A 21,481-nucleotide genomic window follows, 5' to 3' on the forward strand; every position below is an offset into this window, starting at 1 on the left:
TGTTTACATGTCAAAATCACGTTATCCGCGCTCATTCGCACACCCGCGTTACTGGCCCACTTGGCTGGGTATTGGCGCTATGTATGTTACGGCCTGGCTGCCCTGGCGGTTGAAAATGGCCATTGGTAAGGGGCTTGGGTTACTCGCTTGGCGCTTTGCCAAGCGGCGGCGGCGTATTACAGAAACTAATCTGGCGCTCTGCTTCCCTGAAAAAAACGCGGATCAGCAGCGTCAGCTCGTCAAAGATACATTTATTGCTAATGGCATTGGTCTTGTTGAAACCGCGACAGGCTGGTGTCGTGATGGCGAGCATCTGCGTCATCGCGTCGCTTACATCGGCCAAGAGTATATGGCCCAAGCGCAAGCGCAAGGTAAAGGGGTGCTTGTGATAGGGATTCATTTTTCGACACTGGATCTAGGCGGTGCGTTGCATTCGCTCTTTTTTCCCGCCGATGTCGTATATCGCCCTCATAACAATCCCTTGTTTGAGCGGTTCATGACGCGCGCACGTTCACGTATTTTCGGGCAGGCGATTGATCGCCACGATTTACGCGGTACGGTACGTAGTATTAAGGCTGGGCGCATCGTATGGTATTCACCAGATCAGGATTTTGGCCGCGATGTGAGCGTGTTTGCGCCGCTGTTTGGTCAGCAGGCCGCGACTATCCGCCTAACCGCTAAGCTGGCGCGGATGACCGGCGCGCCTGTAGTGCCGATGATGTTTCATCGCAACCCTGACAATGCCACTTATACGATCGAAAGCCTGCCCGCCTTAGAGGGATTTCCTAGCGGCGATGAGGTGGCCGACGCAACGCAGGTCAATCAGCTTATTGAGCAGGCGATTCGCAAGCACCCGGAACAATACCTATGGCTGCACCGGCGGTTCAAGACCCGACCTGAAGGCGAGGCTCGCGTTTATTAAACACTAGCGACAGCCCTTCCCGTCATCGCGATCTGGGCTGAGCGCCACCGCAGGTAGATTGCTTCGTTGCAGGCTCCTCGCAACGACATGCATATATTTGGTTGATATGTAATAAAAAAAGCCAGCATTAGCTGGCTTTTGGGCGTTCCGAGACGGCGCTTAATCCAAGTTGCGAGAGTAGAAGATTTCCAGCATCTCTTTACGCAGGCGGCTCTCGATATCGCGTGCTTCTTCAAAGGTGATATCGCGACGCGAGGTACCGAACAGGTAATTTTCCAGCTCGAAATCTTTAAGCAGCATTTTGGTATGGAACATGTTTTCCTGATACACGTTCACATCCATCATCTGATACGCGTGCTTAGTATCTTCAGCAAGATAGTCTTGAATGGAGGTAATACCGTGATCGATAAACAGCTTTTTACCGTCCACATCGCGGGTAAAGCCGCGCACCCGGTAGTCCATGGTGACGATATCCGAGTCGAAGCTGTGGATTAGATAGTTCAGCGCCTTTAGTGGACTGATATGCCCGCAAGTGGAGACGTCAATATCCAGGCGGAAGGTGCTGATCCCGTTGTCGGGGTGCGACTCAGGGTAGCTATGTACGGTCACATGGCTTTTATCCAGGTGCCCAACTACCGTTTCGGGCAGTGGGCCTGGGCCCGGCATAATCTGCTCAGGCGCCGTTTCATCAAGCTCATGCTCGGCAATCAAGATCGTCACGCTAGCGCCGTGAGGCTCGTAATCTTGGCGCGCGATGTTGAGCACGTGGGCGCCGATAATATTGGTGACGTCTTTGAGAATCTGCGTCAAACGTTCGGCGTTGTAGAGCTCATCAATGTAGTCGATGTAAGCCGCACGTTGCTCTTCGGTTTTGGCATAACAGATGTCGTAAATGTTAAAGCTCAATGAGCTGGTCAGGTTATTAAACCCGTGGAGTCGGAGATTGTCTGTCATGTCCGAACCTCCTTGTGGCAGATGAAGACACCCCGACGACCCAGCGCCGGAACCGATAAGACGTTGCCACCGTACTTGGGAAAGCCGTACGTGCGACACTCATGCCTGCGGGGTAACCCTGTGCTAAAAACTAGCAGAGCCGCCACTGCGCAGTCGAAAATAAAACAGTCGAAGGTAAAACAAGCGGGCGTATTATGCCCGTCCAGGTGGCGAGTTGCATCCAGACGAGCCATTTTTTTTATTGCCAGCGCTTTTAGTGCCTGTCTAACGCGGGCGTCAATGCCTAGTGTGAACGCCAAGCGCGGAAGCCGCGAAAAGCCGCTCAATCTTCAACGACCTCAAAGGAATGGGTGATCTCAACGCCGCCTTTGACGAGCATAATCGACGCGCTGCAATATTTTTCAGCGGAGAGTTCAACCGCGCGCGCAACCTGCTTTTCTTTAAGGGCACGCCCGGTTACCACAAAATGCACGTGGATCTTGGTAAAGACGGAAGGCACTTCATCGGCACGTTCGGCATCAAGTTCCGCCACGCAGTCGGTGACATCGGCCCGCGCTTTATCGAGAATGTTCAAAATATCAAAAGCGGTGCAGCTGCCCATGCCCATCAACAGCATTTCCATTGGCCTAGGGCCAGTGTTGCGGCCGCCGTGGTCGGGTGGGCCGTCGATCACGACGCTATGCCCGCTGCCTGATTCCGCCACAAATTGACGCCCTTCTGTCCATTTCACCCGTGCTTTCACGCTGTTCTCCTCATCTAGGCGACGATCAATAAATGGCGCAGCATAACATTTCTTGGCCTGCGCGCCTCTCCTCAACGTCGATGTTGATTATCATTGGCGGTGTGTTGGCCAACCGCCTTCACGAATGACTGGCTTGCCCACTACGTTGGGATTGTAAAGATACACCCAGGCGAGGCCAAAACAGGTGGTGAGCCGCTGGCGGGTATATTCACCCTGGGAGGGGGCATCAATGCGGTAGTCCTCCAAGCGGTCGAGCGCGGCCAAGTGGTCAGCATTGACTCTGTACACCTCAATCGTAACGCCCCTGGACGGCCGCCATTTGGCGCCGGGGTAGGGGCCTATATCGTAGAGCGTCAAGGCGGTCGTGCTGTCGCTCCCCAGCAGCGTGGCGCCATGCAACCAATGGGCATTATTCAAGCCTTGTTTGAGCGTACCATAGACCGCTACTCGCGGTGTGTCAGCGATCGCCTTACGTAAATAACGCGGCTGCATAGGCTAGCCCTTCTCATGCTGCAGTTGGCTTTGCTGTAGTTGGCTTTCTAATGCGGCCAATCGTTCGGGCGTTCCTACGTCGACCCAGTGCCCTGCGTAATGTTCACCGCTGACCCGGTGGTTATCAATGGCTTCCCTGAGCAAGGGCGCCAAGGCAAAGGCGCCTGATGGCTGGCCGGCTAGTAGCGTTGGGTGAATCACGCTAATACCTGCGTAGGTTAAGCGCCGAGTACTGGTTTGCTCAACGCGGCCTGCGGTTAGCCCAAAATCGCCATGAGGGTGCTGGGAAGGGTTGTCCACCAGCATCAGGTGAGCCAAGTCGTCGTCCTTTAGCGTTTGCAGATCGGGCAATCCTTGGCACCAGACATCCCCGTTGACGAGTAAAAACGGCGCCTCGCCAAGCAGCGGCAGCGCCTGCTGTATGCCGCCGCCGGTTTCCAATGGCTGGGTTTCCCGGCTCCAGTGAATGCGCAGCCCATAGGCGGTTCCATCGCCGAGTGCGTCAATAATCTGCTCTGCACGGTAGCTGACGTTGATGACCACCTCATGAATGCCCGCCTCACGAAGGCGCGCGAGGTGGTGCACGATCAGCGGCTTGCCCGCGACGGGCAGCAGTGGTTTGGGGCAGTGGTCGGTAAGCGGGCGCATCCGGTTGCCCAGCCCTGCGGCTAGAATCATCGCTTTCATGGTGCTGTTTCCGCTAATCGTTTCATAAGGGCGGGGCGTAATGTCAGTTTGATCCATTCGGCAAAATCAGCCTGCTCGGACAGGCACGCAAGACTATCTTCAAGATGATCCATAAAGTGCGGCAATCGTTCAAGATAGCTGCTTTTTTGATCGCGCAGTGTTAAACGGCAGAATATTCCCAGTACTTTTAGCGCACGCTGAGCGGCCATGGCGTGGCATTGAGTCAGAAAAGTGGCAAAATCAATGCGGCTGGGTAGTCGGCCATCGCTGCGCGCGCGTTGATAAAAAGCGTCGACAAAGTCGTTGAACTGCGCATGACTAAAACGGCAATAGCGCCCTCGCAGCAGCGAGATTAAATCGTAGCTAAGCGGGCCGGCCACCGCGTCCTGAAAGTCGATCATAAACAAGCGCTGGTCGTGAACCATCAAATTCATAGCGTCAAAATCCCGGTGCACAGTGACTACCGGCTGCTCCAAGGCTTGCTCAATTAGCTGCTCGCGAACCGCCTGCCAGCTTGCCGGTGGCGGTAATCTTAGCCAGGCGCTGAGGCACCACTCGGGAAACAGGTCAAGCTCTCGGCCAAGTAGTGCCGCATCATAAGCAGGTAATGAATCAGGGTTAGCACGGTTTTGCAGCTCGGCGATCAGGGTAAGCGCCTGCGCGTGGTAAGCGCGTGTGGTAGCGTTGTCACTGAACAAGTGCTGCAGCGGCGTATTGCCTAAGTCGTCAAGCAGCAGAAAGCCTTCCGCTAGGTTTGCGGCGTGCACCTTGGGTACCGGAAGCCCGGCGCTGTGCCAGCGCTTGGCAATGGTCACGAACGGCTGGGAGTTCTCTTGCTCCGGCGGGGCATCCATGACCATCTGAGTGATGCCACTGGGTAATGTGAGGCGAAAATAGCGCCGAAAACTCGCATCGCCCACGGCGGATGAAAGCGAAATATCGGCCTTGGATAGGCCGTTTTGTTGGGCAGCCCACGTGGTGAGGGCGTTAATCCGATATGAGGACATGCAAGCTCCTTGCTGGTCGGGCATCATGCGGGCTGTATAATACCGATTCTGGATGCCAAGGATAACGAACATGGGCAAGCGATTTTCGCGCAAATTGCCAGTTGCACATACGCTGATGGGCAGTCTGCTTGCTGGCGCCTCGTTGACGGCGGTGGCTCAAGGCCAAGACATGCCTGCAAAAGCGTTAGACTGGCAAGCCTGGGGGGAAGACGAGGCGGCTAATCAATTGTGCCGGGGGCGCTATGTCATGCCCAGTTACCGCTTACCCGCGGAAGAGAACCCGGAAACCCTCTCGTTAGAGGCCAGCGCTGTCGATTACGCCGCCGATGGCGAGGCGTTGCTGCGCGGCGATGTCGTATTGCGCCGCGGCAATGAGGAAATCGAAGCGGAGCGGATCTTTTTGCCTGCCGACCGTCAGCAGATTGATGCTGAAGGCAATATCGCCATACGCGATGGGCGCGCTCTAGTGCGTGGTGAGCAAGCCATGCTCAGGGTTAACGAAGATCAGGCCACGCTGGGCAACAGCCACTACGTGCTCTACGAGGAACGTTTACGTGGCCAAGCCAGCCAGCTAGAACAGACCGGGGAAAACAAGTACCGCCTTCAAGACGCCAGCTTTACTACCTGTGACCCGGGTGCCAATAGCTGGCAACTGGTGAGCAGCGATATTCGCTTGAACCAAGCCGAAGGCTTTGGCACCGCGCGTCATGCGCGTTTACACGTCAAAGATGTGCCAGTGTTTTACTGGCCCTGGCTACGCTTTCCCATTGATGACCGCCGCCATACCGGGCTGTTAACGCCCTCCATTAGCGTCTCAGCCGATAGTTTGGACTACACGCAGCCGTTTTATTGGAATATCGCGCCTAATCAAGACGCGACCATCACACCGCGCTGGATGACCGACCATGGACTGCTGCTGAATGGCGAATATCGTTATTTGCTTGATGAAAGTTCAGGCATCTTCGAAGGTGGCTATTTAAATAGTGATAACGGCGGTTCCGGCGGCATTGAAGATCGCTTTGAAGGCGATGATCGCTGGTATGTAGATGCCCGCCATTCGGGGCGTGTAAACCCGCGTAGCAACTACCGGCTGCGCTACGGGGCAGCTAGCGACGGGCGCTATTTCGACGATTTTGGTGGCGAGTTCGGCAGCAATGATCGCGTTAGTATGGAGCGCTTGGCACAGGTCGATTACCGCGGCCAGCGCTGGCAGTTAGATGCCCGCGCCCAGGGGTTTCAGCGCCTGGAAGACCCGCTTAGCGATAGCGATAAGCCCTTTTACCGGTTGCCGAGCGTTAGCGCTAACGCCAGCTGGCAGTTCGACAACGGGTTGTATGCCCAGTGGCGCTCTAACGCGACCTATTTCTGGCGTGATGTGGATGAACGTCGGGTGCCTGAGCGTGAGGCGGCCACCGGCAGCCGCTTACACCTGACCCCCGCTGTGGGTGGTCGTTTTGAGCGACCATGGGGCTACCTTGAGCCGCGTACCGAGCTATGGAACACCGCTTATGCGTTAGATTACGGTGAGCGCGCTACCCAACATAGTGATACACCCAGCCGCAGTGTCGCCGTTACTTCCATCGATAGCGGCCTAGTCTTTGAACGTGAACTTGCTTTGGGTGGGCGCGACTATCGCCAAACCTTAGAGCCGCGGCTTAATTACGCTTACGTGCCACGCACTGACCAAAGTGAACTTCCCGACTTTGATAGCAGCGAACGCCCATTCTCCTGGAACCAGCTGTGGTCGGCGCAACGCTTTTCGGGTGCCGACCGCGTGGGCGATCTTAATCGGCTCTCTTACGGCGTGCAGTCGCGCTTGTTAGAGGATTCGTCCGGTCGTGACCGGCTCTCGCTGGGGGTAGGGCAGAGCATTTACTTTGATGATCGCCGAATTGACAGCGAAGGCGATGCCGATACCCTGCCGGATCGGCCCGAAGATAATCCCAACGTCAACCCCGAAAGCCGCTATCAAGCCACCCGAAACCGTTCGCCGTTGGTGAGTCGCCTTGACTGGCAAATCAATGATCGCTGGAGCAGCGGTGCCGAATGGCTTTACGATGATCACCGTGACCGTACCGAGCGCTCAAGTGTTGATGTACGCTATCGCCATCCCGAAGGGCACGTTGCGAACCTTGGCTACCGTTGGGAGATCGAAGGGTTTGATCCAGGCGTATTGCCCAGCGACGATGGCTTTCGCGACTACAGCCGAGAAGAGTGGGATTTGTCGGTGGCTTGGAAAGCCAGCCCGCAGATTGATCTGATCGGTCGTTACCTGCACGATCAAACTAACGACCGGCCGCTTGAGCAACTGGCGGGCGTGCAGTGGAACAATTGCTGTTACGGCCTGCAGGTAGTCTGGCGCGAATGGGTAGATGACGGTGACACCGCCCGCATCGACGATGACTTTAACGATCGCGGGCTATTTTTGCGCTTCGTATTCCGTGGTTTAGGTGGCGTTGGCCAGGGTGCGGACAGCTATTTTGAACAGACCATTCCTGGCTATCGTCCAACGGCCCTGTAAATGACTTCCATCGAATGGCTAATGAAAGAGACGTTTGTTATGAAAATGAGTAAGCCCCTGCTAGGCCATATGAAACAACTCTCTGCGGGTAGCCTGCTGGCCTTATGCGTGGGCGCTGGCCTTGCGCTTGCCCCGCTTGCAGTGCAAGCACAGAATTTTCAATCCACCCAGCGCCAGGCGTTAGACAGCGTGGTAGCCGTGGTGAATAACGATGTGATTATGCGCAGTGAATTAGACGATCGCGTGGCGCAAATCGAGCAGCAGAACCAATCGCAGAGTGCCAACCTTCCGCCGCGCACTCAGCTAGAACGCCAAGTGCTCGAGCGTATGGTGATGGAAGAGATTCAGCTGCAGATGGCGGAAGAAGCCAATCTTACGATTGACGACACCGAGCTAAACCGCCAAGTGCGCTCCATCGCTGAATCCAACGGCATGACGCTGGATGAGTTTGCCGATGCCGTAGAGGCCGATGGTATGACATTGGCCAGCGTGCGCGAAGATGTTCGCCGTGAAATGTTGATGCGTCAGGTGCAACAGCGCCAAATCCGCAACCGGGTATCGGTCAGCGACCGCGATGTAGAGCGTTTTATCAATCAGCAGCCTGGCCAATCCAGTGATCAAAACTTTATCGAAGAGATCCGTGCCCGCCATGTGTTGATTGAGCTAACCCCTAATCGCAATGAAAACCAGGCGCGTGAACGCGCGCAAGAAGTGCGCGAACGCCTGGCGCAAGGTGAGGATTTTGCCTCAGTGGCGCGGGAATACAGTGACGACAGAGGCAGTGCGCTAAACGGTGGTGAGCTGGGCTGGGTACGCCCAGGGCAAACCGTTCCTGCTTTTGAAGAAGAGATGCGTGAGCTAAGCGTTAACCAACTATCGCAGCCGGTGCGCTCCCAGTTCGGCTATCACATCATTGAAGTGGAAGAGCGTCGTCGCCAGGACGTCACTCAAGAGAGTCAGCGTGAACAGGTGCGCCAAGCGATCTTCCAGCGTCGCGCTAACGAAGCATTAGAGACTTGGCAGCAAGAAATTCGCTCGCAAGCCTTTGTTGATATTCGTCTCTAATGCAAGCGGGCACTTTATCACCCAATAGCGCGCTACCGGTGGTGGTGACCACCGGTGAGCCAGCGGGCATTGGCCCCGAGCTGACACTGTTGCTGGCGGCCCAGGGCAAGCTTCCCGCCAATACGGTGGCGATTGGTGACCCCGAAATGCTGCGCCAGCGCGCAGCCGCGCTTCACTTAAACGTCTCGGTGATTGAATCCTCACCCGGCGAAATGCACCAAGGCACTGGCACATTGCCCGTTTGGCCGGTGGCGCTGAACGAGCCGGCCACGCCAGGCGTTCTTAATCCGGCCAACGCTGACTACGTGCTGGCTACCTTGGCGCTGGCGGTGGATGCCTGCCAAAACGGTCAGGCGGCCGCTATGGTCACGGCGCCGCTTCACAAAGGCGTGATTATCAAGGGCGGTCATCCAGGCTTTACCGGCCACACCGAATGGTTGCGCGATGCCTGCGGCGTTGATGAGGTGGTGATGCTGCTGGCCACTGACGCGGCGCTGCATGCCAACGCCCCAGGCTGGCAGGGAAGTGGTGACCTTCGTGTGGCACTGGTGACCACCCACTTGCCGCTGCGCAATGTGGCCGATGCCATCACCTTTGAGCGGGTAACCCGTATTAGCCGCTTGCTGGCGGCTGACTTGCAGCGCCAGTTTGGGATTGCCAAGCCGCGCATTGCGGTGTGTGGCTTAAACCCCCACGCTGGTGAGGACGGCCACCTGGGCCATGAAGAGTTGGATATTATTATTCCTGCGCTCGATGCGCTGCGCGCTGAGGGAATGGATATACTTGGCCCCTTACCCGCCGACACGCTGTTTACCCCCAGGCATTTGGCTGGTGTCGATGCGGTGCTGGCGATGTACCACGATCAGGGTTTAGCGGTGTTAAAATACGCAGGCTTTGGTCAGGCCGCTAATATTACCCTGGGCTTGCCATTGGTACGCACTTCGGTCGACCATGGCACCGCGCTGGATCTGGCAGGCAAAGGCGTGGCAGACCCCGGCAGCCTAGAAGTCGCTATCGCGCTTGCGCGCCGTCTAGCCGTACAGCGAATGTCTGCTACATCCCCCGATTGAATCCGCACTCCAAGGAACACCGTTTGATGTCTACTGTGCCCCAACACCGCGCTCGTAAACGCTTTGGTCAAAACTTTTTACGCGACCTCGGCATTATCTCGCGGATCGTTCACGCTGTTGGCCCGCGCTCGACGGATCGCCTAGTCGAAATCGGCCCAGGCCAGGGGGCGCTGACCGAGCCGCTGCTGGAAGCCACGGGGCACTTGGAAGTGATCGAGCTCGACCGTGACCTGATTCCCGGTCTGCGGGTGCAGTTTTTCAACTACCCCGATTTTGTGATTCATGAAGGCGACGCGCTGACGTTTGATTTTGCCGCGCTGAAAGGCGATGGACCCGCGCTGCGCGTGGTAGGCAACCTGCCCTACAACATTTCCACACCGCTGATAATACATCTGCTGGCCGCTGGTGATGCGATCGCCGATATGCACTTTATGTTGCAAAAAGAGGTGGTTGAGCGTTTAGCCGCCGAACCAGGCGGCGCCGATTGGGGGCGTCTCTCGGTAATGGCGCAGTACTACTGCCAGGTCGAACAGCTGTTTATTGTGCCACCGGAAGCGTTTGTGCCGCGCCCCAAAGTTGATTCGGCAATCGTGCGGTTAACCCCCCACGAAGCATTGCCTCATACCGCCGATGATCCAGCGCTGCTGTTTGAGTTGGTGAAACTTGCCTTTGGCCAGCGACGCAAAACGCTGCGCAACAATTTTAAAGGCCGAGTGAGCGTAGAGACCTTGGAAGATCTGGGGATTGATCCCATTCGCCGCCCGCAAACCTTGACCGTGGCTGAGTACGTAGCGATTGCCAACCGCGTCGCCGCCGATGACCAGCCAAGCGACGAGAGGAGCAGTGAAGCATGAGCGGCCTAGCGATTGAGGTAGGCGTTGCGCCCGTCTACCGCGAAGATGAGTCCAGTGATGGGGAGTCGCGCTACGTATTTAGCTACACTGTTAGTGTTCACAATAAGAGTCCTCACAGCGTTCAGTTAATGGCGCGCTACTGGAAAATTACCCAGGGAGGCGGTGAGTGCCAAGAAGTGCGCGGCAAGGGGGTTGTCGGTCAGCAGCCGCTGATTGGGCCCGGTCAGAGCTTTCGCTACACCAGCCGCGCCGTTCTCCAAACCCCGGTGGGAGTGATGGAAGGCGCCTATACACTGTTAGACACCTCCACCCAGCGCGTTTTTGAGGTGGCGATCACACCCTTCAGGTTGGCAGTGCCAATGCAACTGCACTAAACATACTGGACTACACATATAGCCCTTTAGAGACGCTAAAAGCCATTTTAGAAAGGCGCGCAACATTGTGAGAGGCCCAACCAAATGACGACCTACGCGATCGGCGATTTACACGGCTGTCACGCCGAATTTGTAGTGCTTCTTGAAAAGCTCAGCTTCAACCCCGCGCGGGATACGTTATGGCTGGTGGGCGATTTGATTAATCGTGGGCCAGGGTCATTAGAATGCCTGCGAGAAGTGCGCTCGTTGGGTAGTTCGGCATGCAGCGTACTGGGTAACCACGAATTTCATTTGCTGGTGGTGGCTCGCGGTGGTGGTGGTTTGAAAAAAAACGATACCCTGAGCGATATTCTTGGTGCGCCTGATCGCGAAGGGCTGCTGGATTGGCTGCAAAGTCAGCCGCTTAGCGTTTTTGAAAACAATACATTAATGACCCACGCCGGTCTGCTCCCCCAATGGAGCATAGCTCAAACCAAGTCGTTGGGGCGTGAAGTGCAAGCAGCGCTCTCAAGTGAAGCATCCGGTGCGTTTTTAACCCAGTTGTTTGGCAACCAGCCAGATGCGTGGAATGATGATTTAGACGGTATTGATCGCCTGCGTCTGATTGTCAATGTGCTTACCCGAATGCGTTTTATTGATGCCCGTGGGCGTTTGGACTTTGCTGCCAAAGAAGGGCTGGATAGCGAGCCAGAGGGCTTTCTGCCCTGGTTTCAATACCCCCGTGACGATGACACTCGGCTGATCTTCGGTCACTGGGCGGCGCTGGAGGGGAAAACCCCGCAGGCGCGTGTACCCGTTGAGGCGCTGGATACAGGCTGCGTTTGGGGAGGGCGACTAACCGCGCTCAACCTGGACAGCGGCGAGCGAACCTGGGTGGCTAGTCACCTGCGGAGCAAATGGTAGTGAAAGGGACGAATAGCGATCCTCGTTTAGCGGGCTTGAACGTGTACCGGGTGGGCGGCGCCGTGCGTGATGAGTTACTTGGCTGGCCGGTTTATGACAATGACTGGGTGGTGGTGGGCGCCACACCAGAGGCCATGCGCAAGCGCGGCTTTAAGCCCGTGGGGCGTGATTTTCCGGTTTTTCTGCATCCAGAAACTGCCGAGGAGTACGCCCTGGCCCGCACCGAACGCAAGTCTGGCCATGGCTATGCCGGGTTTGAGGTACATGCCAGTCCTGATGTCACGCTGGAAGAGGATCTGTTGCGGCGTGATTTAACCATTAACGCGATTGCCCAGAGTGGGGAGGGCGAATTAACCGACCCGTTTAATGGCCAGGGCGACATTGAGCGGCGCGTGTTGCGGCATATCTCTGCGGCGTTTAGCGAAGACCCGCTGCGGGTGCTGCGTACTGCACGCTTTCTGGCCCGCTATGCGTCGCTAGGCTTTACCATTGCCCCTGAAACCCTGGCGCTGATGCGTCAGGTGAGCCACAGCGGAGAGCTTGAGCACTTGGCCGCCGAGCGGGTGTGGGTCGAAACGGAAAAAGCGTTGGGCGAGCCAAGCCCAGAGGTCTATTTCACCACCCTTGAACGTTGCGACGCGCTCAACGTCTGGTGGCCAGAACTGGCGGGCGAAGCGTTAGTGAAGGGCTTGGCAGCGATGGCTCAGGTGCCTGATAGCGACATGTTTGCATTGGCTCATTGGCGCTATGCGCAGCTGGTATCGCCGCTAACGGTTGAGCAGCGCGATGCCTTGGCGGAACGACTCAAACTGCCCAATGCCGTTGCACAATTAGCGCGCCATACCGCGCTTACCTATTCTTTAACAAACCATTCTTTAACAAACCATTCGCTAACACAGCATGCGCGGCCTGCCGAGGCATTAGAGGGCCCCAATGTGCTGCGCTGGCTGGAACGTTTGGATGGTTGGCGTAAGCCACAGCAGGTTGAGGGGCAGCTGGCGTTAGTCAAGGTGCTGGCGCCTGAGCTGGTTGGTCCGCTCGAAAACGCCTGGCGGGCTGCTCGGGAGGTTAGCCCTCAAGCACTGATAGCTGAAGGGTATCAAGGAGCAGCGCTGGGCGAGGCCTTGCGTGAAAGACGTAGGCAGGCCGTGGAGGCGGCGCTAACCTAGCCGTTTATCGGCGCGCCGCCGCCAGCAACGGCTGTTCGTCAGCCTGGGAGATCCAGCGGCCGCGCCAACTGAAATCCACCGCCCAAAGGCGTTGGCTACCAAGCTCAAAGGCGCTCCATAGCGCAGCATAGGGCGTGCCACAGTGGGGGTGGCGCTGCTCCGGCAACAGCTCGGCAAGCGGCTGTAACACAAACGCATTATGGGTAATTTCGCTACGCGGTAAGGCGATCTCGTCAACCGTGCCGCTTGTATCGCCCACGGTGAGCAAGTCGATATCCAGCGCGCGGGGGCTAAATTTGGTGATATCGGGCAGGCGACCATGCTGTATTTCAAGCTGTTTCCCCCACGCCTGAAGCTCACCGGGCGTCCAGGCGCTGTGAAACGCCACCACCAGGTTATAAAAATTGCGGCTGTCGGCGAAGCCAACCGGCTCGCTTTCAAACACGCGAGAGATCTGCAGGGGGCCGAAGGTATCAGCAAGCGCATCAAGGCAGCAGCGAATATGCCGAGTGGGGTTAATATTACTGCCTAAACTGACGGTCACCAGGTTCATGCGCTGACCTCCTGGGCTGCCTCCGGCAGATTGCCGCGGGTAATTTCCAGGCCGACGCTAACGGCGTTGGCAACCGCGCCCGGTTTACGTAGCGTTAGGCGCAGCCAAGTGATGGGGAATTCAGTACGCAGGCACTCAGCAAGGCGTTCGGCGAACGTCTCGACCAGGGCGAACTGATGGGCATCGGCAAACTGCTGAATGCGCTGGCAGATAGCAGCGTAGTCCAAAGTGAGGCGTAAATCGTCGGTGGCTGCCGCCGAGCGAATATCGGTTGCCAGTACCAAGTCTAAGCTTAGTGACTGTTGAATTGAGCGCTCCCAGTCGTAGACGCCAATCACGGTATCGACACTTAACGCTTCAATCAAAATGCGATCCATCCAGCTTCCCCCTACGGCAACAAGCCAGCGATTGTACGTTAGGATGGGGCTAAACGACAGCATGCCGAGCTAACGAGACGGTCTATAAAGTGAGCATACAGCCATGGTGTGGATAGTGTTGGGGTATTTAAGCGGCAGTTGGCTGGCAGCACTGAGCGTTTGCCGCCTGGCGGGCGTAGCTGATCCCCGCCACTGCGGCTCCTTTAACCCCGGCTTTTCCAACGTGCTTCGCCTGTATGGGCCGCGCTTAGCGTCAGCGACACTTTTGTTAGACGCCTTAAAAGCTATGCCTGCCTTGCTGGGTGCAAAGCTAATGGGTTACCCGGTCTGGCTGCAAGGGTTGGTGGGGTTGGCGGTGCTGCTGGGCCACAGCTTTCCGCTGTGGCATGGCTTTCGAGGGGGAAAAGCTGTCGCCAGTGCGTTTGGCGTGCTGCTGGTGCTGGTTCCCCAAGTGGCGCTACTGAGTGCAGCCGTGTGGGCGCTACTGGCGTGGCGGCTTAGAACGGCGGCGCTGGCCTCGCTGGTGAGTGCTCTGGTGGCGCCGCTGGCCTGTGGCTGGCTGGCGCCGGAGTACGTCATGGTGGTAGGAGGATTCAGCCTGCTGGTGCTGGCCCGTCACGGGCTTAATATTCGCCGACTGCGACGTGGTGAAGAGCCGCCATTTAATGGTTCTTAGCGTGGTTGTTAGTGTGAGGCAGGCGCTGTCAACTGATCCAGCGGCCAGCGAGGCGTCGCTTGCATCACTCCTGGAGGGTCGCACTCTCCCGCTGCCAGGCGTTGAGCACCGACATAGGCAATCATCGCGCCATTGTCGGTACAGAATCGTCCGCGCGGGTAGTAGGCGCGGGCTTGGCGTTTTTCACACTCAGCTTGCAGTCGTTCGCGCAGGCGATGATTGGCGCTCACCCCGCCGGCGACCACTAAGCGCTTCAAGTCAGTTTGGTCCAGCGCTCGACGGCACTTAATCACCAGCGTATCGACAACGGCCTCTTCAAAGGCGCGGGCAACGTCGGCGCGGGCCTGGGCATCGAGCTCGTCGGCTGTTTCCAGCTGGCGAATGGCCGTCATGGTGTGAGTTTTTAGGCCCGAAAAACTAAAGTCCAGCCCCGGCCGGTCGGTCATGGGGCGCGGAAAGCGCAAGCGTTTGGGGTTGCCCTGTTCCGCTAACTTGGCGACCTGAGGGCCGCCTGGGTAGGCCAGCCCGAGCATCTTGGCGGCTTTGTCAAAGGCTTCACCTGCCGCGTCATCCACCGATTCGCCAAGCAGTTGATAGCGACCTAGCCCCTGAACTTCGACGAGCTGGGTATGGCCGCCTGATACCAGCAGCGCCACGAAGGGGAAAGCTGGCGACTCGTCTTCCAGCATCGGCGCCAACAGATGACCTTCCATGTGGTGCACGCCGAGTACGGGAATGTTTAATGCGCGGGCCATGCCGTGGGCCGTGCTGGCACCCACCATTAATGCGCCGACCAAGCCGGGTCCAGCGGTATAGGTGATGCCATCCAAGTCGCAGCGCGTCAGCTTGGCGTCGCGCAGTACCTGTTCAATCAGCGGCAGCAGTTTGCGGGTGTGATCGCGAGAGGCGAGTTCGGGCACCACGCCGCCAAACGCTGCGTGCATATCGATTTGGCTATACAGCGCATCGGCGAGTAGTCCTTCGCCGCCTGTTAACGAGGTGTCGTAAATCGCAACACCTGTTTCGTCGCAGGATGTTTCAATGCCCAGAACACGCATAAAGAGGGACTCTCAAAGGATATTTAAAAGATGTGAAGGTGAAAAACACAAGAGCACTAGTCTAGCATTGACGGCGCAGGCGGGCGTAAGCATTTGCAAAGATGGCCAACGGCGACTAAACTACTTTGCGCTGTAAAACTGGGTCGTGCACCGCGTTCTAAATCGTAATATCGCAGTGCACGTACTATCTGAACTCAAGACTCCTTAAGGTAGGTGAGTGCTTAATGCCTTCTGTAAAAGTACGTGATAACGAGCCGTTTGACGTCGCCCTGCGTCGCTTCAAGCGTTCTTGCGAAAAAGCCGGTGTTCTTTCTGAAGTACGCCGCCGCGAGCACTATGAGAAGCCGACTGCTGAGCGTAAACGCAAAGCGGCAGCTGCCGTAAAACGCCACGCTAAGAAAGTTCAGCGTGAGCAAAAGCGTTTCGAACGGCTCTATTGATCCGTACCCGAGGGGGCCGGAGCAGTTAGCTGGTCGTCTCAAGAGGGATGCCAAGCGGCCGCCACTAGGTGGCCGTTTGTTTTTTCGACGCTTGATAACTGTTTAAACCGTTGCTGTTAGGCCGTTACTGCTTAGAGTGATCTGATCTGGAAACGGGTCTGATGACCCTAAGCTGTGTTTTTTAAGCTATGTCTCTAGAGCTATGTCTTTAAAGCTATTTCTTTAATGCCGTGTCTTCAGAACAGTGGCTTAAAAACAGTGTCTCAAAAAAGCAGTATCTCAGAAGTTATCGAACTAGCGCTTTGCGCGAGGATCCCCGGCGTTCATGGCAGGCCAAATTCCACAACGTTTCATTGATGACCTGTTAGGCCGCGTCGATGTGGTCGAGGTGGTGGGTGAGCGTGTGCAACTTAAAAAGGCCGGTCGTAACTATTCAGGGTTGTGCCCCTTCCATCAAGAAAAAACCCCATCGTTTACCGTCAGTGCAGATAAGCAGTTTTACCACTGCTTTGGCTGCGGTGCCAATGGCAATGCGCTTCGCTTTTTGATGGAGTACGACAAGCTGCCTTTTCCCGAGGCGGTTGAGCAGTTGGCCGGGCGTCTGGGGATTGAAGTGCCCCGCGAAGGTGCCGACGACCCGCGTGCTCAGCAGCGCGAGCAAAAACGCAAAGAGGGCGTTAACCTGCTTGAGCTTGCCGCCAGTTTTTATCGCGAGCGTTTAAAAATGGCGGAAGGCCAGCCTGCCCAGCGCTACTTGGCGGATCGCGGGCTTTCGGACGAGGTGGTCAAGAGTTATGGCATTGGCTATGCCCCGGCGGGTTGGGAGGCGCTAAAACAGCACCTCAGCGAGCGGGGTGTCGGTGAGCCAGTACAGGTGGAGTATGGCCTGCTGATTCATCGTGAGGATACCGGGCGTACCTACGACCGTTTTCGTGATCGGGTAATGTTCCCCATTCGCGATTTGCGCGGGCGTACCATTGCTTTCGGCGGGCGAGTGATGGGTGATGATCAGCCCAAATACCTCAACTCGCCGGAAACGCCGGTGTTTCATAAAGGCCGCGAACTTTACGGCTTGTATGAGGCGCGCCAAGCGTCGAACAAGCTTGAGCAGCTTGTCATGGTTGAAGGCTACATGGATGTGGTGGCGCTGGCCCAATACGGTATTCATAACGCCGTGGCGACCCTGGGTACTGCCACCACCGAAGACCATTTAACCCGCCTGTTTCGATTGGTGAGCCGCGTGGTGTTCTGCTTCGATGGCGACCGTGCGGGTAGGCAGGCGGCCAGTCGTGCACTGGAAACCGTGCTGCCACAAATGATCGATGGCCGCGAAGCGCGGTTTTTGTTTCTGCCCGAAAGCGACGACCCGGACACTCTGGTGCGCCGTGAAGGTGCCGAGGCGTTTCAGGATCGTGTGACCTGTGCCGTGCCTCTGTCGGAGTTTCTATTCGAGCAGGCGGCCCAGGGGCGCGACTTAAACACTGTGGAGGGGCGCGAGCGATTTGCTAGTCAGGTGCTTGAGGCATTGAACAAAGTGCCTGACGGTATGCTCAAATCGCTACTGCTGGAGTCATTGGCGCAGCGCAGCGGGTTGGCGCAAGAGCAGTTGAAAGTACTGCTTGAAAAGCGCGTACAAGCAGCCGAGCAGCGTGCCCTTAAGGGCCTTGCCCAGGGGCAGGTTGAGCAGTTGGGAGCTGATTCGGCGCCACTTTCCCAGCCTAGCGCTATGCAAGCGACGTCTGCTTCGTCGTCGCGGTCACGGACCCAGGCGCTCCCTCCCGTGGCGCGTATTGTGCAGCTATTGTTGCATGAGCCCCGTTTGGTGGAAGCCCTGCCGGAGCATTTGGAGTGGCTGCCTGACGATGACGATGCAGCGTTATGCCGAGAACTGATTGCACTGCTCAAGGCGGGGCGCTACCGCAGCCCGCAGGTGGTGCTGGCGCATTTTCAAGGTAGCCAGCAGGGCCAGGCCTTAGCAGCTTTCGCTAAGCGTGAGCTGTTGATTCCCAAGGCAGATCGGGAGGCCGAGCTGAACGGCTTGGTGGAACACTTGCAGTATCTTCAGCGTCAGCGCTCTCCGCAGGAAGAGTATCAAGCACTGCTGGCGCAGGAGCGCGCGGGAAATAAGCTAGATAAGGAGCAGCGTCAGCGTCTGGCAAGCTTGGTAATGGAGCTGGCACAGCGTCAATAAGGCGGTGTTGGAGCGCTGGGGGTTGAATTCCTAATGTGTCGACACCACATAAACGGTCATACATAAATGTATCAAATGTTGACCTAACCAAACAAACTAACACACCTGAATGACCGCGCAAATACGTCAAGCTGGAAAATTTCCAGTAGATTACGCTATACTGTTCGGCTTGTTGAGTTTAATCGATTCAGCGCTCCAGGTGTTTCATTCTTCTTCGTCGAGATAGGGTTTCTATGGCTGGAAATGCGCAGCAGCAGTCGCGTCTGAAGGAGTTGATCGCTCGAGGCAAGGAACAGGGCTACCTGACCTATGCCGAGGTCAACGACCATCTACCTGAGGATATCGCCGACCCGGATCAAGTGGAAGACATCATTGGCATGATCAACGACATGGGTATAAGTGTCGCTGAAGAAGCCCCTGATGAAGACACGTTGATGATGTCGGATCAATCCACGGACGAGTCCGCTGCGGAAGAGGCTGTCGCGGCCCTTGCCGCCGTGGAAAGTGATGTGGGCCGCACCACTGACCCTGTACGCATGTATATGCGTGAAATGGGTACGGTTGAGCTTTTGACTCGCGAAGGCGAAATTGAAATCGCCAAGCGGATCGAAGAGGGCACCCGTGAGGTGATGTCGTCCCTAGCCTATTTACCGGGAGCCGTTGCGTCTATTCTAGATGCCTACGACGCTACCCAGGATGAAGAAGCGCCGGGGCGTCTTTCAGATCTGTTTTCTGGCTTCATCGATCCCGACGAAGGCATTCCCGGCGTGGCCGAAGCAGAGGTGCCTGAACCGGAGCCCGAGTCCGACATTGACGACGACGTTGAAGCCGATGGTGACGACGAAGACGAAGATTCCACAGCCAGTGAAGGCGGCCCGGATCCCGAAGAAGCGCGTGCGCGTTTTGAACAGATTCGCGAGCAGAACGCCCTAGTGGAAGCCGCCTTTGCTAAGCATGGTCGCGGCAGCGCCGAGCTTAAGGCCGAGCAGACCCGCCTGGCGGTACTTTTCTCGCCGATTAAGCTGGTGCCTAAGCACTTTGAACGCTTAGTGGGTCAAGTGCGCATCAGCGTTGAGCAAGTACGTGCTCAAGAAAAAGCGGTGATGCAGCTATGTGTGAAAAAAGCCAAGGTGCCGCGTAAAACGTTTATCAAGTCGTTTCCTGGCAACGAGTCGCGCAAAACGTGGCTGGATGATTTTCAGGCCGCGCAAAGCAAATACGCTGACCGTCTTGAGCCACTACGTGCTGATATCGCCCGCGCGCAGCGCAAAATCGCCTTTGAAGAAGATATGGTGCAGCTCTCGGTTTCTGACCTTAAAGAGGTGAACCGCAAGCTCTCCATTGGTGAGGCGAAAGCTCGCCGTGCCAAGAAAGAGATGGTTGAGGCTAACTTGCGTTTGGTTATTTCGATTGCCAAGAAGTACACCAACCGTGGCCTGCAGTTCCTGGATTTGATCCAAGAGGGCAACATCGGCTTGATGAAGGCGGTCGATAAGTTCGAATATCGCCGTGGTTACAAGTTCTCGACTTATGCCACTTGGTGGATTCGTCAGGCAATTACCCGCTCGATTGCCGATCAGGCGCGCACCATTCGTATTCCAGTGCACATGATTGAGACCATTAACAAGCTCAATCGCGTATCGCGCCAGATGCTTCAGGAAATGGGTCGTGAGCCGACGCCGGAAGAACTCGGCGAGCGCTTGGAAATGCCGGAAGATAAAGTACGCAAGGTGCTCAAGATTGCCAAAGAGCCGATCTCCATGGAGACGCCGATTGGTGACGACGATGATTCACACCTGGGCGACTTTATCGAAGACGGCACCATGCTGCTACCCATTGATATGGCCACCGGTGAAGGTCTTATCGAAGCCACACGCAACGTGTTAGGCGGCTTGACCGCCCGCGAAGCAAAAGTCCTGCGCATGCGTTTCGGTATCGACATGAATACCGACCATACACTGGAAGAGGTGGGCAAGCAGTTTGACGTCACTCGCGAGCGAATCCGTCAAATTGAAGCCAAAGCGCTGCGTAAACTGCGCCACCCCAGCCGCTCTGAGCCATTACGCTCGTTCCTCGACGAGTGATTGCAGTAAGTAGTAGGTTGTGAGTGGTAACTAGAAAGTAAAAAGCCCGTCGTTCTTTGAACGGCGGGCTTTTTGATGGAGGGGGCCTTGAGATCGTTGCCGCGCTTAATGTGTTATTTGACGGTCTTGATAAATGCGATGGGCCAGCAGAAGAAGCTCCAGGGTGGCAATTAAAATCAGGCTGTAGCCGATTGGCCAGGCGGGGGGGCAGACATACCAACATCCTTTGTGGGTTCGCAGCGTTGCTGCTACGCAATGACAGGGTTATGAAAAAAAACATGCATGGTTGAATGTTCATTATATCGTCAACATTTGTGTGTTGGCACGTCGATATTGTGGTTATTCACTCGACGCTTGGTCATCACCTCTGCAATGCGTCTAATAGGTAGGCAATACCAACACTGAAAAGCTTAATCACCATGGCTACCTCTTGGGCAATACGCTATCAATATTGGCAACCAGATAATCCACTAGCTGGCGGATTTTGGGCGATAGGTGACGGTGGCGTGGGTAGACCGCCCAAACGGCGGTGTCGTGGTGCTGGAAAGGTTCAAGCACGGCTACCAGTTCACCGCTGGCAAGGTAAGGAGCCACGTAGTAGTCCGGCAGCTGCGCAAGGCCCAGCCCTTTGCGGGCGGCGTCTAATAGCGCCGGACCTGAATTGCCGCTCCAACAGCCTTCTACGCGCACCTCGCGGCGATGGCCATTGACCTCAAATAGCCAGTTGGGCCGGGAGCCAATCAGGCAGCGGTGCTGACTAAGTTCACCCAACGTATGCGGCCGCGGCGCCTGGCGAAAGTACGCCTGGGAGCCGACGATATACTCCCGCCGGTCACAAAGGCGACGAGCAATCAAGCTGGAATCTTTTAATACTCCCATGCGAATGGCGATGTCGTAACCCTCTTCAATCAGCGCCACCGGGCGATTAGTGAAGTGCAGATGAACATCCAGCTGCGGGTGTAAACACTGAAAATCATTGACCAGCGGGGCGATAAAGCGTTCGCCGAAGGTCGTCGCCGAGGTGAGCTTGAGCAGCCCGCTGGGCTTGGCTTGAAGTTCGCTAATGGCCTGTTCGGCATCGCGCAGCCCATCAAATAAGTGGCGGCAATGCTCAACGTAGGTTGCTCCGGCATCGGTTAAGCGGATTTGGCGGGTGGTGCGATAGAGTAACTGCACGCCCAGCTGATTTTCGAGTTGACTGACCAAACGGCTGATATGCGAGGTTGATACCTTCAGGTGGCGAGCCGCGGCAGAAAACGTACCTAAACGCACCACCTCGATAAAGGCTTCGATACGACTCCAGTGCTGCATGCTAATTCCTTGGGGTGTTAGCGATTGTTGC

At 56.5% G+C, this 21,481-nt stretch carries 21 protein-coding genes; 12 read left to right on the forward strand and 9 right to left on the reverse strand.

The window, feature by feature from the left end; genetic code table 11:
- Nucleotides 1-7: 7 nt before the first annotated feature.
- Nucleotides 8-922: an LpxL/LpxP family Kdo(2)-lipid IV(A) lauroyl/palmitoleoyl acyltransferase gene (lpxL, locus tag RZA33_RS01420; RefSeq protein ID WP_317506060.1), complete on the forward strand. Its 915-nt coding sequence runs from the start codon at nucleotides 8-10 to the stop codon at nucleotides 920-922.
- Nucleotides 923-1,081: 159 nt separating this feature from the next.
- On the opposite strand, the gene speD is transcribed toward lpxL, so the two are convergent.
- The 5 genes from speD to RZA33_RS01445 form a co-directional block, all read right to left on the reverse strand.
- Complete coding sequence (gene speD / locus RZA33_RS01425; protein WP_317506061.1) at nucleotides 1,082-1,876, reverse strand: adenosylmethionine decarboxylase; 795 nt, start codon at nucleotides 1,874-1,876, stop codon at nucleotides 1,082-1,084.
- A 322-nt stretch (nucleotides 1,877-2,198) separates the two neighbouring features.
- On the reverse strand, nucleotides 2,199-2,618 hold the full coding sequence (locus tag RZA33_RS01430; protein WP_317506062.1) for an OsmC family protein: 420 nt from the start codon (nucleotides 2,616-2,618) through the stop codon (nucleotides 2,199-2,201).
- Nucleotides 2,619-2,708: 90 nt separating this feature from the next.
- Complete coding sequence (locus RZA33_RS01435) at nucleotides 2,709-3,110, reverse strand: gamma-glutamylcyclotransferase family protein (protein ID WP_317506063.1); 402 nt, start codon at nucleotides 3,108-3,110, stop codon at nucleotides 2,709-2,711.
- A gap of 3 nt (nucleotides 3,111-3,113) precedes the next feature.
- Entirely contained in the window at nucleotides 3,114-3,797 is a 684-nt protein-coding gene (gene murU, locus RZA33_RS01440) for an N-acetylmuramate alpha-1-phosphate uridylyltransferase MurU (RefSeq protein ID WP_317506064.1), read from the reverse strand.
- Nucleotides 3,794-4,804 (reverse strand): aminoglycoside phosphotransferase family protein, encoded by a 1,011-nt coding sequence (locus tag RZA33_RS01445; protein ID WP_317506065.1) that lies wholly within the window; start codon nucleotides 4,802-4,804, stop codon nucleotides 3,794-3,796. The genes murU and RZA33_RS01445 overlap by 4 nt, the downstream gene beginning before the upstream one ends.
- Nucleotides 4,805-4,874: 70 nt before the next feature.
- Between RZA33_RS01445 and RZA33_RS01450 the strand changes: the two genes are divergently transcribed.
- The 7 genes from RZA33_RS01450 (at nucleotide 4,875) to RZA33_RS01480 (ending at nucleotide 12,760) form a co-directional block, all read left to right on the forward strand.
- Complete coding sequence (locus RZA33_RS01450; RefSeq protein ID WP_317506066.1) at nucleotides 4,875-7,325, forward strand: LPS-assembly protein LptD; 2,451 nt, start codon at nucleotides 4,875-4,877, stop codon at nucleotides 7,323-7,325.
- A gap of 39 nt (nucleotides 7,326-7,364) precedes the next feature.
- A complete protein-coding gene (locus RZA33_RS01455) occupies nucleotides 7,365-8,390 on the forward strand; it encodes a peptidylprolyl isomerase (protein ID WP_317506067.1) in 1,026 nt (341 codons plus the stop codon).
- The gene (pdxA, locus tag RZA33_RS01460; protein WP_317506068.1) at nucleotides 8,390-9,460 is read left to right on the forward strand and encodes a 4-hydroxythreonine-4-phosphate dehydrogenase PdxA; all 1,071 of its coding nucleotides are present in this window, start codon (nucleotides 8,390-8,392) and stop codon (nucleotides 9,458-9,460) included. Before RZA33_RS01455 ends, pdxA begins: the two co-directional genes overlap by 1 nt.
- A gap of 26 nt (nucleotides 9,461-9,486) precedes the next feature.
- Nucleotides 9,487-10,314 carry a 16S rRNA (adenine(1518)-N(6)/adenine(1519)-N(6))-dimethyltransferase RsmA gene (gene rsmA, locus RZA33_RS01465; protein WP_317506069.1) on the forward strand — a complete coding sequence of 276 codons (828 nt, stop codon included), beginning with the start codon at nucleotides 9,487-9,489 and terminating at the stop codon, nucleotides 10,312-10,314.
- Nucleotides 10,311-10,688 carry a Co2+/Mg2+ efflux protein ApaG gene (apaG, locus tag RZA33_RS01470; protein ID WP_317506070.1) on the forward strand — a complete coding sequence of 126 codons (378 nt, stop codon included), beginning with the start codon at nucleotides 10,311-10,313 and terminating at the stop codon, nucleotides 10,686-10,688. Before rsmA ends, apaG begins: the two co-directional genes overlap by 4 nt.
- A gap of 84 nt (nucleotides 10,689-10,772) precedes the next feature.
- On the forward strand, nucleotides 10,773-11,591 hold the full coding sequence (locus RZA33_RS01475) for a symmetrical bis(5'-nucleosyl)-tetraphosphatase (RefSeq protein WP_317506071.1): 819 nt from the start codon (nucleotides 10,773-10,775) through the stop codon (nucleotides 11,589-11,591).
- Nucleotides 11,585-12,760, forward strand: coding sequence for a polynucleotide adenylyltransferase (locus RZA33_RS01480; RefSeq protein ID WP_416337831.1), 1,176 nt, complete (start codon nucleotides 11,585-11,587; stop codon nucleotides 12,758-12,760). Before RZA33_RS01475 ends, RZA33_RS01480 begins: the two co-directional genes overlap by 7 nt.
- 4 nt (nucleotides 12,761-12,764) lie before the next feature.
- On the opposite strand, the gene folK is transcribed toward RZA33_RS01480, so the two are convergent.
- Together folK and folB are read right to left on the reverse strand one after the other, a co-directional pair.
- On the reverse strand, nucleotides 12,765-13,313 hold the full coding sequence (gene folK, locus RZA33_RS01485) for a 2-amino-4-hydroxy-6-hydroxymethyldihydropteridine diphosphokinase (RefSeq protein WP_317506073.1): 549 nt from the start codon (nucleotides 13,311-13,313) through the stop codon (nucleotides 12,765-12,767).
- Nucleotides 13,310-13,690, reverse strand: coding sequence for a dihydroneopterin aldolase (folB, locus tag RZA33_RS01490; RefSeq protein ID WP_317506074.1), 381 nt, complete (start codon nucleotides 13,688-13,690; stop codon nucleotides 13,310-13,312). The genes folK and folB overlap by 4 nt, the downstream gene beginning before the upstream one ends.
- Nucleotides 13,691-13,793: 103 nt before the next feature.
- Here folB and plsY point away from each other — a divergent pair, with 103 nt between their 5' ends.
- The gene (plsY, locus tag RZA33_RS01495) at nucleotides 13,794-14,366 is read left to right on the forward strand and encodes a glycerol-3-phosphate 1-O-acyltransferase PlsY (RefSeq protein ID WP_317506075.1); all 573 of its coding nucleotides are present in this window, start codon (nucleotides 13,794-13,796) and stop codon (nucleotides 14,364-14,366) included.
- A gap of 8 nt (nucleotides 14,367-14,374) precedes the next feature.
- Here plsY and tsaD read toward each other — a convergent pair whose 3' ends face one another.
- A complete protein-coding gene (gene tsaD / locus RZA33_RS01500) occupies nucleotides 14,375-15,424 on the reverse strand; it encodes a tRNA (adenosine(37)-N6)-threonylcarbamoyltransferase complex transferase subunit TsaD (protein WP_317506076.1) in 1,050 nt (349 codons plus the stop codon).
- A 224-nt stretch (nucleotides 15,425-15,648) separates the two neighbouring features.
- On the opposite strand from tsaD, the gene rpsU reads away from it, so the two are divergent.
- From rpsU to rpoD, 3 genes are all read left to right on the forward strand, one after another.
- A complete protein-coding gene (rpsU, locus tag RZA33_RS01505) occupies nucleotides 15,649-15,864 on the forward strand; it encodes a 30S ribosomal protein S21 (protein WP_008956349.1) in 216 nt (71 codons plus the stop codon).
- A 325-nt stretch (nucleotides 15,865-16,189) separates the two neighbouring features.
- Nucleotides 16,190-18,055 (forward strand): DNA primase, encoded by a 1,866-nt coding sequence (gene dnaG, locus RZA33_RS01510; RefSeq protein ID WP_317506077.1) that lies wholly within the window; start codon nucleotides 16,190-16,192, stop codon nucleotides 18,053-18,055.
- Between the two features lie 233 nt (nucleotides 18,056-18,288).
- Nucleotides 18,289-20,139 carry an RNA polymerase sigma factor RpoD gene (gene rpoD, locus RZA33_RS01515; RefSeq protein ID WP_317506078.1) on the forward strand — a complete coding sequence of 617 codons (1,851 nt, stop codon included), beginning with the start codon at nucleotides 18,289-18,291 and terminating at the stop codon, nucleotides 20,137-20,139.
- A gap of 423 nt (nucleotides 20,140-20,562) precedes the next feature.
- On the opposite strand, the gene RZA33_RS01520 is transcribed toward rpoD, so the two are convergent.
- On the reverse strand, nucleotides 20,563-21,450 hold the full coding sequence (locus tag RZA33_RS01520; protein WP_317506079.1) for a LysR family transcriptional regulator: 888 nt from the start codon (nucleotides 21,448-21,450) through the stop codon (nucleotides 20,563-20,565).
- Between the last annotated feature and the right edge of the window lie 31 nt (nucleotides 21,451-21,481).

Origin of the sequence: Halovibrio sp. HP20-59, assembly GCF_033052795.2 — a bacterium.
Taxonomy (GTDB): Bacteria; Pseudomonadota; Gammaproteobacteria; order Pseudomonadales; family Halomonadaceae; genus Vreelandella.